Source organism: Streptosporangium sp. NPDC051022 (assembly GCF_040683035.1).
Taxonomy (GTDB): Bacteria; Actinomycetota; Actinomycetes; order Streptosporangiales; family Streptosporangiaceae; genus Streptosporangium.
Genome location: NZ_JBFBCF010000026.1, coordinates 84,614 through 100,429, shown reverse-complemented (window position 1 = coordinate 100,429; position 15,816 = coordinate 84,614). Strand labels below are relative to the sequence as shown.

Here is a 15,816-nt window from a genome sequence, read left to right as displayed (position 1 = left end):
GGCTACACCCGCCGTTCGAGCGCGGCGCCGAAGAGACCGCGCGGTCGTAGGAAGAGGATCAGCAGGAACACCCCGAAGACCACGAGCTGCGGGTACGCCGCGCCGATGTAGCGGACGGCGAACGCGTAGATGAGTCCGGTGGCGAAGCCGCCGATCAGGCCGCCCAGCTGGCTGCCCGAGCCGCCGATCGCGATCGCCACGAAGCCGAAGAGGGCCAGCGCGTGCCCGAGGTCGAAGACCGCGTAGGTGCGCGCCCCGACCAGCAGCCCGAACGCCCCGGCGATGGCGCCGGCCAGTATGAAGGCGCCGACGCCGAGCAGCCGTACGTTGATGCCGCGGGCCGAGGCCGCGTGCCGGTCCTCGGCGGAGGCGAGCGAGGCGAGGCCGGTGAGGGTATGCCGGGACCACACGTGCAGCCCGATGCCGACCACCAGGGTGAGCACGATCAGCACCAGGTCGATCGGCCGGACCGCGCCGCCGAGCAGTTCCAGCGGCCGCTCCGGCAGGCCCGACGGCACGGTCAGGGGCTGCCTGCCCCAGATCGCGGCGGCCAGGCCGTCCAGGATCGTCGCGGCGCCGACAGTGGTGATCAGCGCGCCGTGCGCGTCGGACCTGCCGAGGAGCGGCCGGATCGCGATCCGCTCCTCGATCAGGGCCACCAGCCCCGTGCCCACCGCGGCCAGCAGCACGGTCGGGATGGCCGGCAGCCCGAGGGTGACCGCCCCCGTGTAGGCCAGGAAGGTGCCGATCATCAGCAGCTGGGCGTGCGCGAAGTTGAACGTGCCCGAGGCGAGCAGCACCACGTTGTAGCCGATCGCGACCAGTGAGTAGATCGCGCCCGTCGCCAGGCCCGCCCATACCGTCGTCATCGCTGCCTCACGCCTTGCCGGGCGAGTAGAAGCCGTCGCCGTCGTAGGTGCCGGGCGAGACGTACTGGAAGGTGTCGGCTCCGGCGGTCGGGAAGTGGTTCGTGCCCGAGTAGGCGTACTGCAGGTACTGGCCGGCCGGTCCGGCGTTGAACCACAGCGGCGCCTCGGTCGGCTTGGCCAGGCTCTCCATCGCCGCCTTGAGCTTCTCGGGGTCGGTGGACTTGGCCTGCCGGGCCGCGTAGACGACCACGGCGAGCGCGTCGTGCCCGGTGGCGTACAGGCCCCAGCCGGTGCTGGACATCCCGGCGGCCGCGGGACTGGACTTGATCTTCCCGATGAAGCCGGCCAGGCCCGGGTGATGCTCGCTGGTGGTCAGGGTCGCCGAGGAGAGCACCACGTTGACGCCCTTGAGCTGGTCCGCGCCGAGGTTCTTCAGGTAGGGGAAGCTCGAACCCAGCTGGTCGCAGTAGGTGGGGACGTCCCAGCCGATCTGGGCCCGGCTGCGCATCGTGTAGAGCGCGGCGGTGCCGTAGCCGTTGAGCACCAGCGCGTCCGGGTTCTGCGAGCGCAGCTGGTTGAGCTGGGAGCTCATGTCCAGGGAGGTCGCCTCGTAGCGGGCCTCGACGAACTCCATGCCGGCGCCTTCCACGGCCGCCTTGTAGATCGCCGCGGAGCTCTGGCCGGTGGCGTCGTTGGAGTACAGCATGGCGATCTTCTTGTAGCCCTTGGACTGCGCGACCGAGATCAGCGCGGGCGCGTAGTCCTTGCCGGGCGAGGAGACGCCGAAGTGGTAGGGGTACTTGGCCGGGTCGTTGAGCAGCGTGCTCACCGTGCCGCCGACGGACAGGACCTTCTGCCGGGTCAGGATGGGCAGCAGCGACAGCGAGACCGCGCTCGATCCGCCGGGATACACCAGGTCCGGCTTGGTGCCCGAGGACAGCCGCTGCTGCAGCAGGCTGACCGCCTTGGTGGGGTCGTTCTGGTCGTTGGCCGTCTCGACCACGATCTTCCGGCCCTCGATGCCACCGGAGGCGTTGAACTCCTCCGCGGCGATCTTGATGCCCGCCTCCAGGCTGGCGTTGTTGGTCGAGACGGCGCCGGAGTAGTCGCCGGTGAAGTAGACGACGAAGGGCTTGTCACCGCCGGCGGATTCGGTGCCGCCGCCGTCGCCGCACGCGGCGAGGGGAAGCGTCACCACCAGGGTGGTCAGTAACGTCGCGAAACGGGTGCGCCGTGATGTCATAACGGCCTCCTCAGCCGAGTGGGGGGATTCTGCGACTGAATGACGTTCAGGGGGTTTTTCCGGGACCGCGCTGTGCGCGGGAAACGGGCGGCTCTCGAAGGCCGCCGGGGATGCGCCGCTCAGGCCGGGCGCGTGGCACCGTCGCCCGGATCACCGGTCCGGGCGGCAAGGGGGTGGAACCGGACTCAGCGGGGTAGGCCGAGCATCCGCGCGATGATGTTCTTCTGGATCTGCGCCGACCCGCCGTACACGCTGACCGGGCGGGAGGTGAAGTAGGAGCTGAGCCATCCGCTCTCGGTGCCGGTCAGCTCGTCGGCGCCGAGGATGTCCATGGCCAGGTGCTGGAGGGACTGCTCGGCGTCGGCCCACAGAAGCTTGGCGACCGAGCCCTCCGGGCCCGGCTGCTGCCCGGAGATCCGCGCCGCCAGCTGCTCGACGCTGTTGAGGCGCAGCACCTCGCCGCGCACGTAGGCTCGGGCCAGCTGCTTGCGCGTCTCGGGCTGGTCCAGCAGGCCGCGCTCGGCGGCGATCCGCTCGATCTTGGTCAGCGTGCGGCGGTAGGAGGCGATGAAGCCGATGTCGGCAGGGCCGCGCTCGTAGGCCACCGTGGTCATCGCGATCCGCCAGCCCTCACCGGGCTGCCCGAGCCGCTGGGCGGCCGGGACGCGCACCCCGTCCCAGAAGACCTCGGTGGTCTCCGCCTCCCCGCTGGCGATGATGATGGGCCGCACCGTGATGCCGGGCTCCTTCATCGATACCAGGAAGCACGAGATGCCCTTGTGCTTGGGAACGTCGGAGTCGGTGCGGGCCAGCAGCAGGCACCAGTCGGCGTACTGGCCGCCGCTGGTCCACATCTTCTGCCCGTTGATCACGTAGTGGTCGCCGTCCAGCCGGGCCGTCGTGCGCAGCGAGGCGAGGTCGGAGCCGGCCTCCGGCTCGCTGAACCCCTGGCACCACTGCACCTCGCCGGAGAGCAGGGTGGGCAGGAAGTGCTTCTTCTGCTCCTCCGAGCCGTAGGTGTAGATGGCCCGTCCCATGTATCCCACCGAGGGCAGGGGGGGCGAGTTCAGGTTGCCGGCCTCCTCGTTGAGGATGGCGTCGTAGGCGGCGCTCAGCCCGCGGCCGCCGTACTCCTCCGGCCAGCTCATGCCCACGTATCCGGCCTGGTACAGGGTGCGCTGCCAGGTCCTGCGCAGCTGCGCGGCCGTCTCCGGGTCCTCGATCTTGTCCCAGCCGACCGGGATGTTCTCGGTCAGCCACTGACGCAGGGAGGCGCGGAACTCCGCCTCTTCCGGGGTGTCTCGATAATCCATGGTCACTCTCCCGTCAACCGGACGTCGGCGATGCGCAGCAGCTGGGTGCCCTCGTCACCGAGAAGCTGGCGGTTCATCAGGGCGCGGCGGGTGTGCACGTGCGCGATGTGCTCGTAGGTCTGGCCGATGCCGCCGAAGACCTGCATGACCGTCTCGGTCACGTCGCGGGCGACGCTCGCGACGTGGGCCTTGGCGGTCCGCGCGGCCAGCAGCGCCTCCGCCGGCTCCAGCTCGTCCACCGCCCACGCGGCGTAGTTGGTGGCGCTCGCCGCCGCCTCGGCGCTCACGTACGCCTCGGCGCACAAGTGCTGCACCGCTTGGAACGATCCGATGAGCACGCCGTACTGCACGCGTTCCTTGGCGTAGTCGACGGCCCGCGTCACCGCGGCGCGCATCACGCCGACCGTGTCGGCGCAGATCGCGGCCAGCGCGAGCGCCTCCCAGCGGAGCAGGTCCGCGGCCTGGAGCGGGCGGCCCACCGTCCGCAGCCCGGCCGGGTCGATCGGGGCGTCGCGGCGGGTCAGCACGCGGGTGAGGTCGGCGCCCTCGACCTGGGTGAAACCGGTGTCCAGCGGGACCCGCGCCACCCGGGGGCCCTCGGGCGAGTCCACCAGGGCCAGCGCCTCCGCCGCCCCGTCGACGTCCCAGCCGTACCACCGGCCGTCGCCGCCCGGCAGCCGGGCCAGGCCGTACAGCTGCCGGTCCAGCAGCACCCCGGTCCGCGACACCCCGTCGGCCAGTTCCCCGGCCTCCTCCTCGGCACCGGCCAGCACCAGCAGCTCCGTGGCGAGGACGGCCGAGCCCAGGTACGGCACCGGCACCAGCCCGGCGCCCAGTGCCTCGGCCACCACGGCGACCTCGACCCCGGAACCGGTCGGCCGCCCGTCCTCGTCGCGCACCCTCAACGCCAGCAGGCCCGCCTGCGCCAGCGCCTGCCAGGCCGCGGCCCGATCACGGGTGGCCAGATCGCTCGGGTTCGCCAGTCCCGCCGAACCGGCGATCTGATCGGCAACCTCTTTGAGCATCCGTTGCTCGTCACTGAGCAATGCGTGCACGCCGAACCTCCTCCTGCTCCACCGAACCCTCCAGGGCCGGACGGCCACTGAATGATGTTCAGATGAGGTCTAACATGCGGCCGCGAAGGGCGTCAATGGAAACAGGGTCGTTACCTTGACGCAACAAACCGAAAAGTCGGCACGTCAGCCGAAAACTGGGCTTCTACCAGGGGTTTTGTTCCCCCAGCACATACGGACGCTCATCGCGAATGGGACAAAAAAATCACCGCCGACACCCAGTGCCGACGGTGAACGAGATTCAGACGATGGTCTACCCCTAGGAGTGGCCCTCCAACTGGACGTCGGCCAGCCGCGCGAAGACGTCGATCGCCCTGGCCACCAGTTCCTCGGCCTCCTCATGGGAGGAGCAGGCCGCCACCTCGCGGCAGATCCCGCTCATGGCGTCGGTGACGATCGCGACCAGCGCGCGGGCGCCCAGCGAGTCGTCCCGCGCGAACAGGTTCGTGTTCTCGCTGAGCAGCGCGCCGTTGCGCCGCAGCCACTCCTCGTTGATCCGGCGCATCCGCAGCCCGAACCCCGGGGGTGTGTCGCCGTCGGCGACCAGCCGCACCACGTCCCGGTGCTCCCACGAGCCCAGCAGGTAGGCGCGGGTGCCGGACAGGTACAGGCGCAGCCCGTCGGTGACCCCCGCCGCACGCACCGCCGCCACCGCCTCCCGGGCGCGTATCTCCTGACTCCGCTGATACTGCAGCCATATGGCCAGGTAGACGTTGGTCTTGCTGCCGTAGTGGTAGTAGAGCGAGCCCACGCTCATGCCGGCCCGCTCGGTGATGTCACTGACACTCGTCGCCGAGAAGCCCTGTTTGACGAACAGATCGCGGGCCGCGGCCATCAGGCTCTGGGCGGCCGCGGTCTGCAGCCGCGGATCATCAAGATCGATGTTCGGCTCGGCCTCCCCGCTCAGCTGAGGCGGCTCCCCCTGCTTCCTCGACTTCACTCCGGCCTTTACCACGTAATTCTCCGATCCGGATCGGCGGCGGCTGCGGTTGACGAGCGCCCAGCATACGCGGAATCTCTGAATATCATTCAGTCTACGCCGCGGGCCACCCCCAGCGCACTCGTTTCCCGGCGCCGGGGCGAGCCGGACGGCCGGGCGGATCACATGCCCGTGAGTGATTGCTGGAGGACGGATCGTTATCTACGCTCGCGGCATGGAGATCCCCACCGAACCGATCGGCAGCATCCCCAGACCACCCGCCCTGCTGGCCGCGCTGGCCGACCACGCCGAGGGCCGGATCGGCGACGACGAACTGGCGGCACGGCGGTCCGAGGCCGTCGCCGACACGATCGCCCGCCTCGAACGGACCGGCTCCCCGGTCCTCGTCGACGGCGAGCAGTCGAAACCGAGTTTCGCCACCTACCCGATCGCCGGCCTGGAGAACCTGCGCCCCGAGGGCGCGGTCATCCCCTTCGCGGACGGCCACACCCGGCGGCTGCCGTCTCTCACCTCGGGGCCGTTCGGCTACGCGGTGCGCGCGGAGACCTACCTCCGCCAGGCCCGGCGCCACACGGACCTGCCGGTCAAGCAGGCGGTCATCGCCCCGTCCGCGCTGAGCCTGCTGTACCCCGCCGAGGGCATCGAGGACTACCCCCGCAAGGCCTTCCTCGACGACCTCGTCGCCGAGGCCGAGGCCGACATCCGCGGCTGCCTGGACGCGGGCGCGCACGTGGTGCAGCTCGACTTCACCGAGGGACGGCTGTCGCTCAAGCTCGATCCCGGCGGCGGCCTGCTGGAGGACTTCATCGCGCTCAACAACCGGGTCCTGGAGCGCTTCAGCGCGGCCGAACGGGCCCGGATCGGCGTGCACACCTGTCCCGGCGGCGACCAGGACTCCACGCACAGCCTGGACGTCGACTACGCGGAGCTGCTGCCGAGGCTCTTCCGCCTCCAGGCCGGCAACTTCTACGTCCAGCTCGCGAGCGAGCCCGATCCCGACCGGGTGCTGCGCCTCGTCGGCGACAGCCTCCGCTCAGGCGCCAGGGTCTTCGTCGGCGTCACCGACCCGATCGACCCGCGTGTGGAGACGCCGGAGCAGGTGCGCGACCGGGTGCTGGCCGCCGCCCGCCACATCCCCGCCGACCGGCTCGGAACCTGCGACGACTGCGGCTTCTCCCCCTTCGCCGACGACACCTCCACCTCCCGCGAGACGGCGTTCGCCAAGATCACCGCCCGGGTGGACGGGACCGCGCTCGCCGCGCGGGAGCTGGGCCTGTAGGTCCGCGGCCGCCCACGCCCCGCCGTTCGCGGAGCGGGTACGGCGGGGCGGGTGACGCCGTGGCTGCCACGGCGTCACCCGGTCTCCGGTCCGGATCAGCCGAGGGCGGCGGGGCCGCCGACGAGGGGAAGCTCGACCGAGCTCGCGCCGGGTTCGACCGAGACCCTGGTCCCGGCGGGCAGCCGGAGGGTGAAGTCGTGGTCGGTGGAGACGAGCACGACGCCGAGCCGGTGACCCGCCTTGAGGACGTAGTCGCTGGGCTGGAGGTCGAAGTCGAAGTCGTAGAACCGGCCCTCGCGGAGCAGGTCGGTCCTGGAGACCGAACGACGGTTGCGCACGTCGATCCAGCCCCTGGTGATGATCTTGTATGGCGCGGTCGCCGTGACGTGCTCGGCGAGGTAGGCGCAGCCGGTGTCACCCGGCACGCCCTGGCCGTAGCAGACCGGGGTGTCGCCGAAGACCAGGTCGCCCGTGGCGCGGGTGTCGGTGCCGTAGTCGACCAGCAGCGCCGTCAGGTACGGCGAGCGCCCCCCGGCGAACGCGGCCCTGACCGAGACCTTCGGCGTGCCGGAGAGGCGGACCTCCCCGGGCAGGGCACCGGACAGATAGGCCAGGCGGTTCGGGTCGGCGCCGGTGACGTTCTCGGCGAGCTGCTCGGCGGTGCGGGCGCCCTGGTCGGTGAACGACTCGACGGCGTGGCCGGACGCGCGCCCCCTGCCCAGGGTGCCGTTGCCGCCGCCGGTTCCCGCGGCCAGGTTCAGCCGGACGTCACGGGTGCCGGGCAGCGGCCAGGAGGCGTACTGGGCCCACTGTCCCGGCCCCGACTCCACATCCGCCTGCGGCTCGTTCAGGATGCCGTTGCGCAGGCCGTACAGGTAGTGGTCGAACCAGCGGTGGAGCTGGCGCAGCCACTCGGCGTTGCGCTGGGCGAAGGAGAAGGGGTTGAAGTGGGGCCCCTGGTGCAGCCAGATCTTGCGCTGCACGCCCTGGCGGGCGAGCGCGTTCCACCACTGGACGGTCTGCTTGGTCTTGACGTTCCAGTCGTTGAGCCCGGCCACCGCGAAGACGGAGGCGCGGACCTTGCGCACGTCGTTGAGATAGTTGCGCTGGTCCCAGTAGCCGGAGTAGTCGCCGGTCACCCGGTCCTGGTCGCGTTCGAGCCCGCTGATCAGCGCGCCACAGGCCTGTTCGGCGTTCTGCCTGGTGAGCACGTAGCGGGCCAGGATGTCGGTGTCCTCACCCTGGTAGCCGCCGGGGGCGAGGACGCCTCCGTTGGCGCGGTAGTAGTCGTACCAGGAGGAGATCGCGGCGATCGGCACGATGGTCTTGAGCCCCTTGACCCCGGTCGCGGCGACGGCGTTGGCGAGCGTCCCGTTGTAGGAGACGCCGATCATGCCGACGTTCCCGGTGGACCAGTCGGCCGTGACCCGCTTTCCCGAGGCGTCGAACCCGCGGGCCCTGCCGTTGAGCCAGTCGATCACGGCCTTGGGCCCGGCGGTCTCGTTCTCCAGGCCGGTCGTCGGGCAGCCGGTCGCCCGTCCGGAGCCGAGGTTCTCCACCAGCGCGACGGCGTAGCCTCGCGGGACGAAGTAGTTGTCGTAGTAGCCGCGGAAGGCCGGCGCGGCCGCGCGGGAGGTGCTCGTCCCCTCCTCACGGCCGAACATCGTGTCCTTCAGGTCGGTGAACTTGTCGCGGCGGTACTCCATGCCGGAGGGATCGGAGCCGTCGAGGTCGACCACGTGGTTGGTCACCGTGTTGCCGCCCGCGTAGTAGGGGCTGGACTCCATGACGACCGGGACCTTCAGGCCGGAGGCGGTCTCCTTGGGCCGCATGATGTCGACGGCGACCCGGTCGGGGGCACCGTCACGGTCGCTGTCGACCCCGGCGACCTCGACGAACACGGTCTCGGTCAGGGCGTCGGCGCGTGAGTAGACCGGCTGGGTCTCCTCGTGCTCGATCGGGGCGGCCGTGGATCCCGCGGCCGCGACCGGCAGGGCGCCGGAGGGTACGGCGACCGCCAGCGCGATGAGGACTGTCTTCCATCTGTTCATCGAGGGGGACTCCCGAAGGGTCGATGGGTCGATGACATTGACAACTGTGGTCAGAGTCCTGCAATGGAAACTTCACTGGCAAGATCGGGGAGATAACGAATTCGACGGCTACCTCGCGTTGCGGGCGAGATCCAGCGCGTAGGCGTGGAACCACTGCCCCGCTCCGGGCTCACCGCGGTGGCACTCGCCGTCGGACTCCCCGGGCCGCTTGACCCACAGGAAGGCGTCCACCCGTTCGTGGCCGGTCCGGGTCGTCGGCTCCGCCCCCAGTGCCCGGCCGGCCGGATTGCACCAGGCGTCGTCGCCCTGTGCCCCGCGGAGCGGGCCGTTGCCGTTGCGCGAGGTGTCGATCACGTACGGCGTCCCGCCGAGCCCCTCGGAGAGCCGCCCGGCGATGGCGACGCTCTCCTCCGTGGTGAAGAAGTTGCTGACGTTGAAGGCGAAGCCGTCGGCCCTGTCGATCCCGGCCCGCCGCATCGGGTCGATCCACTCATCCGGGTTCCTGATCCAGCCCGCGTTACCCGCGTCGAGGTAGACCCTGGCGCCCGGCTGTCTCTTCAGCGTCTCGACGGCCCCCCTGAGCAGGTCGAGACGCTCGGCCGCCTTGCCGCCCCGGGTGCAGTTGTCCAGGACGTGCGCCAGCGCGTCGGGTTCGAGGACGACCCAGGCGGGCCGGCCACCGAGCCCCTCGGCGAATCGGCCGATCCAGGCGCGATACTCGTCGGGGCTCGCGGCGCCGCCCGCGGAGAACTGGCCGCAGTCGCGGTCGGGGATGTGGTAAGCCACCAGGACCGGCACCTGGCCCGCCCGCCGCGCCTTCTCGGTGATGTCGGCGACCCTGGCCAGCGGATCGGGGTCGCCGATCCAGACGGCGTTCGGCCGGTCGGCGATCCTGCGGACCAGCGCGGCCTCCTCGGCCTTGCCCTCCCGCTGCAGCCTGCCGGCCTCCTGGGCCGCGGCGCCCTCGGAGTCGACGTAGAACCGGACGGTCCCGGAGTCCGGGGAACCCGCCGAGGACGTCTGTCCCTCGGGCCGGTCACGCCCCGTCCGTGGGGCGGGGTTCCCCGTGCAGGCCGTCACCGCGAGGGCGAGGACCAGCGCGACGCCGGCACGGCCGTACCTGTTCATCGAACTCCTCGGAGTCGGTCACCTCGGACGTGGACCCAGGACGCGGACCCAGCGGGCCTGGGACGGGGTTCCCTTTTCCGTTACCCCGAACATCATGTACCAGCCGGGCGGCATCAGCGCGGGGTTGGCCGGGAGCGTGACGATGATGCCGCTGGGCACCCGGGTGAAGCCGACCTCGATGGAGCGCTGCTCCACGTCCGTGACGTGGGTGACCGCGCTCGGCCGCATCAGCCGCACCTTCGCGATGCGCTGGGCGTCCGGCGTTTTGAAGCCCGCCCTGCCACCCGGCTTCAGCCTCACGCGTCCGCCGGTGAACACCGGGGCCCCCTCGCCGTTGTGCAGGTAGGCGGGGGTGTAGATCTCGACCCGCTGGTCGAAGGTGCCGGGGATCGAGCCGTCCTCGTCGGCGAAGAGCGGGTCCGAACCCATGCTGAGCACCCTGCCGTCGGGCAGCAGCAGGCCCTCCGCGTGGTAGTTGCGACCGACCGCGGGCGCGGCGGCCTCGCGGAAGGCGTTACGCGCCGGGTCGTAGACCTCCGCCCGCAGGACGTCGCTGTCGCCCCGGCCCCGGTAGTCGCCGGATCCGTTGAAGGAGAGCACGGTGTCGTCGGGAAGCAGCACCGCCGACGGATAGCGCACGGGGTCGGAGAGGTCGGGGCCGCGGACGTAGCGGGGTGCGGGCTGCTTGAGGTCGACGATGGCGGTCCGGTCGGTGGCGTTCTTCTGGCCCGGCTGGCGCTCACCGACCGGGCCGCCGCCCATCACCATGATCCTCTGGTCCTGTGCGGGAGGCAGCATCACCGAGGCGCCGGTCTCGTTGAGCTCGGGCTCCGGCAGGCCGGGGACCGGGGTGAAGGCCTCCATCTCGTCCGGCGCCATGCCGCCGATGCCGTCGGCGGCCCGCACCGAACGGTCGGTGTCGTGGCGGTAGTCCCACACGCCGGGGGGCCGCAGCGCCAGCTGTCCCGGACCGTATCCCGCGCTCATCCCGGAGAAGAAGAGCGTGTCGTCGTCCAGCAGGAACAGCGCCGGATAGGTGGGGAAGAAGCGTTTGGGCCCGGGCCGCCACGTCCTGGTCCGGGGGTCGTAGATCTCGTTGTCCCGGGTGATCTGTCCCACGGTGTCGAGGCCCGAGACCGTCATCACCCTGCCGTCCGGCAGGGCGGTCATCGTCGGGTACCAGCGGCCCTCGGCCATGTCCTGGACCTTGTCGTAGCGTTCGGTCACGGGATCGAACTCGTAGGCGTCCCTGATGCCCTGGAAGTCCTGCTTGTCGAGCGTCATACTCGCGCCCATGGCGTACAGGTTGCGCTTCTCCCGCTCGGTCGTCAGTCCCTGGATCTCGTACTTGACGTAACCGCCCGGCGAGGTGAACACGCCGGACGCGCCCTCGGTCACGGCTTCGGCGAACACCTTGGTCTCACTCGGCGTGACCTTCGCCCTGCCGCGCACACCGGTCTCGGTCTTCGTGGCGGGCGGCACCGTGATGTGGGCGGTGGTGCGGTAGAGCCGCCCGCCGGGGGCGGCGACCAGCGTGCCGGCGGGCAGGTGCCGGGTGAGGTGCGGGTCCTCGTTCTTCACCACCAGGGCCCCGCCGGCCCGCTTGACCTTGTCCTTGAGCACCTCGAAGCGCAGCGTGCCACCCGCGATGAGGAGCTTGCCGTCGGGCAGCATCACGTGACCCGCGCAGAAGAAGTCGACGGGCGTGTCGATCATCTTGAACTCACCGGGCTGTCCCTGCCTGGCCGGATCCCAGAGGAGGGTCTTGAAGGTACCCTTGGCGAAGTTGGCGGCGTTGTTGCCCGAACCCGCGACGATGAGCACCTTGCCGGTGTGCAGCAGGGCCGCGTGGATGGCGTTCACCTTGAACCGGTCGGGGACCTCCAGGAAGCTCCAGTGGCCGTAAAGTGCCTTGTAGTCGTCCTGGTTGATCTGGTAGTCGTGCCATTGCCTGATGGCGAACCCGCCGACGGCGGGCAGGTTGACCCCGACGACGACGGCCACGACGGCGGCGGCGACCAGGTTCTTGCGCAGGCGGCTCAACGCCCCTCCCTGAGGGTCCACGCCCAAGCCGCCAGAGGGCCCAGGCAGATCACGAGTGCGAGGATTCCCCAGAAGGTCATGACCGGGTGCACGTGGCCGGTCCAGAACACGTTGAGCAGCAGCCCCCCGCCGAAGATCGCGGCCCACCAAAGGTGGATGCGGAAGGTGGCGATCCGGTCGGGGCTGGCCGAGTCACCCTTGGGGGTGACCACGAACCGGCTCGGCCGACGCAACGCGGCCGCGGCCAGCGACGCCGCGTAGATCGGCGCGGACAGGGCCGACATGACCATTCCCGCGACCCCGGAGGAGCCCTCGGGCTCGTGCGGGCTGACGTTGTGCCGCCGATTCCAGGTGTAGAGCATGACCTGCAACAGCGCGGCGTCGCCGTACAGCATCAGCCACACGTCCATCGGCACGGTCACGCCGGAGCCTCCCACCGCCATGAAGAGGACGGCGCTCAGCCCGGCCAGCAACCAGTTGAACGCTGACATCGGATAGAACGTCACCATCAGGGTGTAGTTGAACAGCCTGCCGGGTGACAGGCGGAACGCCGCCCGCCAGAACTGGGTGAGCAGCGTCTCGTAGGTGCCCCGGCTCCAGCGCAGCTGCTGGCTGAAGAAATCGGTCCACGACGACGGCCCCTCGCCCACGGCCAGCACGTCCGGGGTGTAGACCGACATCCAGCGCCGCCCGGTCTCGGGATCGCGGGCGCGGTGGAACTCGATGCCGGTCGCCATGTCCTCGGTGATCGAGTCGTACAGGCCGCCGATCTGCTTGAGCGCCCGGATCCGCACCGCGTTGTTGGTGCCGACGAACATCGGTGACCCGTACAGGTTTCCCGCCCGCTGGATCAGGGAGTGGAAGAGGAACTGCTGGCTCTCGGCCGCCTTGGTGACCCCGGCGGTGTAGTTGCCGTAGACCTGGGGGCCGACGACGAAGGCCACCCGGGGGTCACGGAAGTAGCCGAGCATGCGCTCGCAGAACTCCGGCAGGGGCACGTGGTCGGTGTCGACGGAGACGAGGAAGTCGTAGTCGTCGCCGTGGGCCGCCAGCCAGCTGTTGTAGTTGCCGTGCTTGGTCTTCGCCCTGAACGGGCCCTTCGGCCGGTTCCACTCGGGCACGCCCTTGCGGGTGAAGTGGTGCGCGCCCAGCCAGTCGCAGAGCTCGTGGATGTCGGGGTCGTCGCCCTCGTCCAGCAGCCACACGTCGAGCACGCCGTCGTGGCGGATCTTCAGTGCCGCCTCCAGGGTCCCCCTGACCATCTCCAGCGGTTCCTTGCCCGGCACACAGGTCGTGACGAAGGCCACCCGGCTGCCCGGCTCGGGCGCGACCGGGACCGGATCCCTGGCCGCGAGCATGGCGTGGACGTTGGACACCACGCTGACCAGGCGGAACAGCTCTATCATGGCGATCGCCACGAGCATGAACCGGTCGGCGACCGGCAGGTACCACGGAAGCACGCCGTATGGATCCGGACGGACCGTCCAGTGCTCCGGCAGGAGCAGCCACACCATCAGGGTGAACTCCACGATGAGTGCCGCGATCATCAGCAGCACCGCCCGCACCCGGTGCGGCTCGCTCGACAGCAGCGAGCGGTAGCGGACCCGGTACGGCCTGCCGGGTTCCACCTCGGTCACGGGACCCGCCAGCCGACTGAACCGTTCATAGTCGTAGAGGGTGATCATCGCGGTGCCCGTGGAGGCTCTCATCGGTTCGGCGACCTCACCGCGCGCACGACGAAACCCGGCACTGTCCCCCCAGGTGGATCACAGCGGCCGTCCCACTCGAAAGCGTGGTCACCATCGGCCCGCAGATCGGTAAACAGTGACACATCATATTCTCAGCGATAAGCCTGACATCACCTGTCACAGGAGATTTTGGACCATTCCAAAGGAAGACGTCTGGATCTTCGGTGAAAGGAGCCGGGGAAAGGCCTCACCGTGAGGACGTGTGCCGTTCTCAGGGCCCGGCGGCGGGTCCGCCGCCGTCCGCCCCGCGGCCGGCCGGGCACCGCCCGAGGGCCCGGCGGCCTGGAAAACCCGTATCGGAAGGCCGTCCTTCGGCCCCTCGGCCCTTTCAGCCGCCGAGCAGTTCCCACCAGCTGTCCGGCGCGGGCGCGTCGTCGACGTCGATCCGATCGCCGGGGCGGGGCACCACCAGGCGGACGTCGCGGGCCTTGGCCTCGTGCCACAGACGGTCGACGGGCTCGGCCCACGGGTGGAAGGCGAGGGTGAAGGTCGCCCAGTGGACGGGCAGGAACAGCCCGCCTCCCAGGTCGAGGTGGGCGTTGACCGCCTCCTCGGGGTTCATGTGGATGTCCGGCCAGCTGGGGCTGTAGGCGCCGATGGGCATGAGCGTCAGGTCGAAGGGGCCGTGTGCGGCGCCGATCTTGGCGTAGCCGTCGAAGTATCCGGAGTCTCCGGCGTAGAAGACCCTGCGGTTCTCCCCCGCGACCACCCAGGATCCCCACAGCGTCGTGTTGCGCGTCAGGGTGCGGCCGGAGAAGTGCCTGGCGGCGGTCGCGACGAAGCGCAGGCCCGCCACGCGCGTCTCCTCCTCCCAGTCGAGCTCGACGATCCGCGACGGAGGAACGCCCCAGCGTTCCAGGTGCGCGCCGATCCCCAGCGGAACCAGGAAGGGGGCCGTCTGGAGCGTGGTCAGCGCGCGGACCGTCGCCATGTCGAGGTGGTCGTAGTGGTCATGTGAGATCACCACGGCGTCGACGGCCGGGAGGGCGGCCAGCGGAACCGGCAGCGGATGCAGCCGCTTCGGGCCCACCAGCGACGACGGGGAGCACCTGTCGCTCCACACCGGGTCGAACAGCACCCGCCGCCCCTCGATCTCCACCAGTGTGGTGGCGTGGCCGTACCAGACGACGCTCAGTCCGTCGGCGGCCGGCTGGACGACCGGGGAGGTCACCAGCGGGATGGGCCCCGGCGGGCGGCGTCCGTCACGCTCGAAGAGCAACTCGGTGAGAAGGCCGGGCGCGCCGCCCGTCGGCGCCACGGCGCCGGGCACGGGATTGCGGAAGGCGCCCGCGCCGAACTGCGGTGAGCGGCGCATCCGTGCCAGCCGCTCGCCCTCGGCTCTGCCTCCCAGGGCGGCGGGAATGTCCCGCAGTGCCCACCCGGCCGCGGCCAGCGCCAGCCCGCCCGCGACAAGACGCCCCACCGACCTGTTTCCCGCCATCCGCCCACGCTCCCGAGGTCCGCCCCGCACGCCCGAAGTGACTCGACCTTCTAACCGACGTGAATCTCCCGGTGTTCCCGGTACTGCGGCACGGAATCGGTTACGCCCGCGTTTCGGCTGGTCACAGGAGTATCGTTCCCCGCTTCGGGATACCCGGAAAGAGAGACTTCCCGTCGCGGGTCACGGACTCCGGCCCGTCCGCGCTCCGGGCCGACACGTCGACGCGGGCGGCCGGGCTCCCGGACGCGGGATCCGCCGAAGCACCGCCGCCCATCGGCTCCGCCCGTTTGACGACGCGCTAGACGAGGTAGCGCTCGACGGTGGCGACCTTGGCGTCCAGGCCACCCTCCCGCCCCTGCCGGATATCGGCCTTGAGCACGAGGCTGACCCGCCCGCACCGGGCCTCGACGGCGGCGACCGCGCCCTTCACCACCGCCATGACCTCATCCCAGGTCTCCCCCTCGACCGTGGTGAACATGGCGTCCGTCCGGTTCGGCAGCCCGGAGGCGCGCACCACCCGTACGGCCTCGGCGACGAGCTCGCCGACGTCCTCCCCGGCCCCGACCGGGGTCACACTGAATGCCACGAGAACCGACATGTCACACCTCTTCACAAGAGTGCCTGCTCACGCACTCTAAATGAGTCCGGCGGCCGCCCTCGGCTCGTGGTCCGCCCCCGGCCGTCGTCG

Annotated in this window: 12 protein-coding genes; 1 reads left to right on the top strand and 11 read right to left on the bottom strand. The window is 70.5% G+C overall.

Annotation, left to right across the window (positions count from 1 at the left end; genetic code table 11):
* Positions 1 to 2: 2 nt before the first annotated feature.
* The 5 genes from AB0N02_RS33545 to AB0N02_RS33525 form a co-directional block, all read right to left on the bottom strand.
* Positions 3 to 869, bottom strand: coding sequence for a branched-chain amino acid ABC transporter permease (locus tag AB0N02_RS33545; RefSeq protein ID WP_363954637.1), 867 nt, complete (start codon positions 867 to 869; stop codon positions 3 to 5).
* A 7-nt stretch (positions 870 to 876) separates the two neighbouring features.
* Positions 877 to 2,112 carry an ABC transporter substrate-binding protein gene (locus AB0N02_RS33540; protein WP_363954634.1) on the bottom strand — a complete coding sequence of 412 codons (1,236 nt, stop codon included), beginning with the start codon at positions 2,110 to 2,112 and terminating at the stop codon, positions 877 to 879.
* Positions 2,113 to 2,297: 185 nt separating this feature from the next.
* A complete protein-coding gene (locus tag AB0N02_RS33535; protein ID WP_363954631.1) occupies positions 2,298 to 3,425 on the bottom strand; it encodes an acyl-CoA dehydrogenase family protein in 1,128 nt (375 codons plus the stop codon).
* A 2-nt stretch (positions 3,426 to 3,427) separates the two neighbouring features.
* Positions 3,428 to 4,480, bottom strand: a complete 1,053-nt coding sequence (locus AB0N02_RS33530; RefSeq protein ID WP_363954628.1) for an acyl-CoA dehydrogenase family protein — start codon at positions 4,478 to 4,480, stop codon at positions 3,428 to 3,430.
* Between the two features lie 277 nt (positions 4,481 to 4,757).
* Positions 4,758 to 5,438 carry a helix-turn-helix domain-containing protein gene (locus AB0N02_RS33525; protein WP_363954625.1) on the bottom strand — a complete coding sequence of 227 codons (681 nt, stop codon included), beginning with the start codon at positions 5,436 to 5,438 and terminating at the stop codon, positions 4,758 to 4,760.
* Between the two features lie 214 nt (positions 5,439 to 5,652).
* On the opposite strand from AB0N02_RS33525, the gene AB0N02_RS33520 reads away from it, so the two are divergent.
* Positions 5,653 to 6,717 carry a cobalamin-independent methionine synthase II family protein gene (locus AB0N02_RS33520; RefSeq protein ID WP_363954623.1) on the top strand — a complete coding sequence of 355 codons (1,065 nt, stop codon included), beginning with the start codon at positions 5,653 to 5,655 and terminating at the stop codon, positions 6,715 to 6,717.
* 95 nt (positions 6,718 to 6,812) lie between these two features.
* Here AB0N02_RS33520 and AB0N02_RS33515 read toward each other — a convergent pair whose 3' ends face one another.
* From AB0N02_RS33515 to AB0N02_RS33490, 6 genes are all read right to left on the bottom strand, one after another.
* Positions 6,813 to 8,768, bottom strand: a complete 1,956-nt coding sequence (locus AB0N02_RS33515) for a Xaa-Pro dipeptidyl-peptidase (protein WP_363954620.1) — start codon at positions 8,766 to 8,768, stop codon at positions 6,813 to 6,815.
* 108 nt (positions 8,769 to 8,876) lie between these two features.
* Positions 8,877 to 9,896 (bottom strand): glycoside hydrolase family 6 protein, encoded by a 1,020-nt coding sequence (locus AB0N02_RS33510; protein WP_363954618.1) that lies wholly within the window; start codon positions 9,894 to 9,896, stop codon positions 8,877 to 8,879.
* Between the two features lie 18 nt (positions 9,897 to 9,914).
* Complete coding sequence (locus AB0N02_RS33505) at positions 9,915 to 11,939, bottom strand: galactose oxidase-like domain-containing protein (RefSeq protein WP_363954615.1); 2,025 nt, start codon at positions 11,937 to 11,939, stop codon at positions 9,915 to 9,917.
* Entirely contained in the window at positions 11,936 to 13,648 is a 1,713-nt protein-coding gene (locus AB0N02_RS33500; protein ID WP_363954612.1) for a cellulose synthase catalytic subunit, read from the bottom strand. Before AB0N02_RS33500 ends, AB0N02_RS33505 begins: the two co-directional genes overlap by 4 nt.
* 367 nt (positions 13,649 to 14,015) lie before the next feature.
* The gene (locus tag AB0N02_RS33495) at positions 14,016 to 15,128 is read right to left on the bottom strand and encodes an MBL fold metallo-hydrolase (RefSeq protein WP_363954609.1); all 1,113 of its coding nucleotides are present in this window, start codon (positions 15,126 to 15,128) and stop codon (positions 14,016 to 14,018) included.
* Positions 15,129 to 15,426: 298 nt separating this feature from the next.
* A complete protein-coding gene (locus AB0N02_RS33490) occupies positions 15,427 to 15,726 on the bottom strand; it encodes a thiamine-binding protein (RefSeq protein ID WP_363954606.1) in 300 nt (99 codons plus the stop codon).
* Positions 15,727 to 15,816 lie beyond the last annotated feature (90 nt).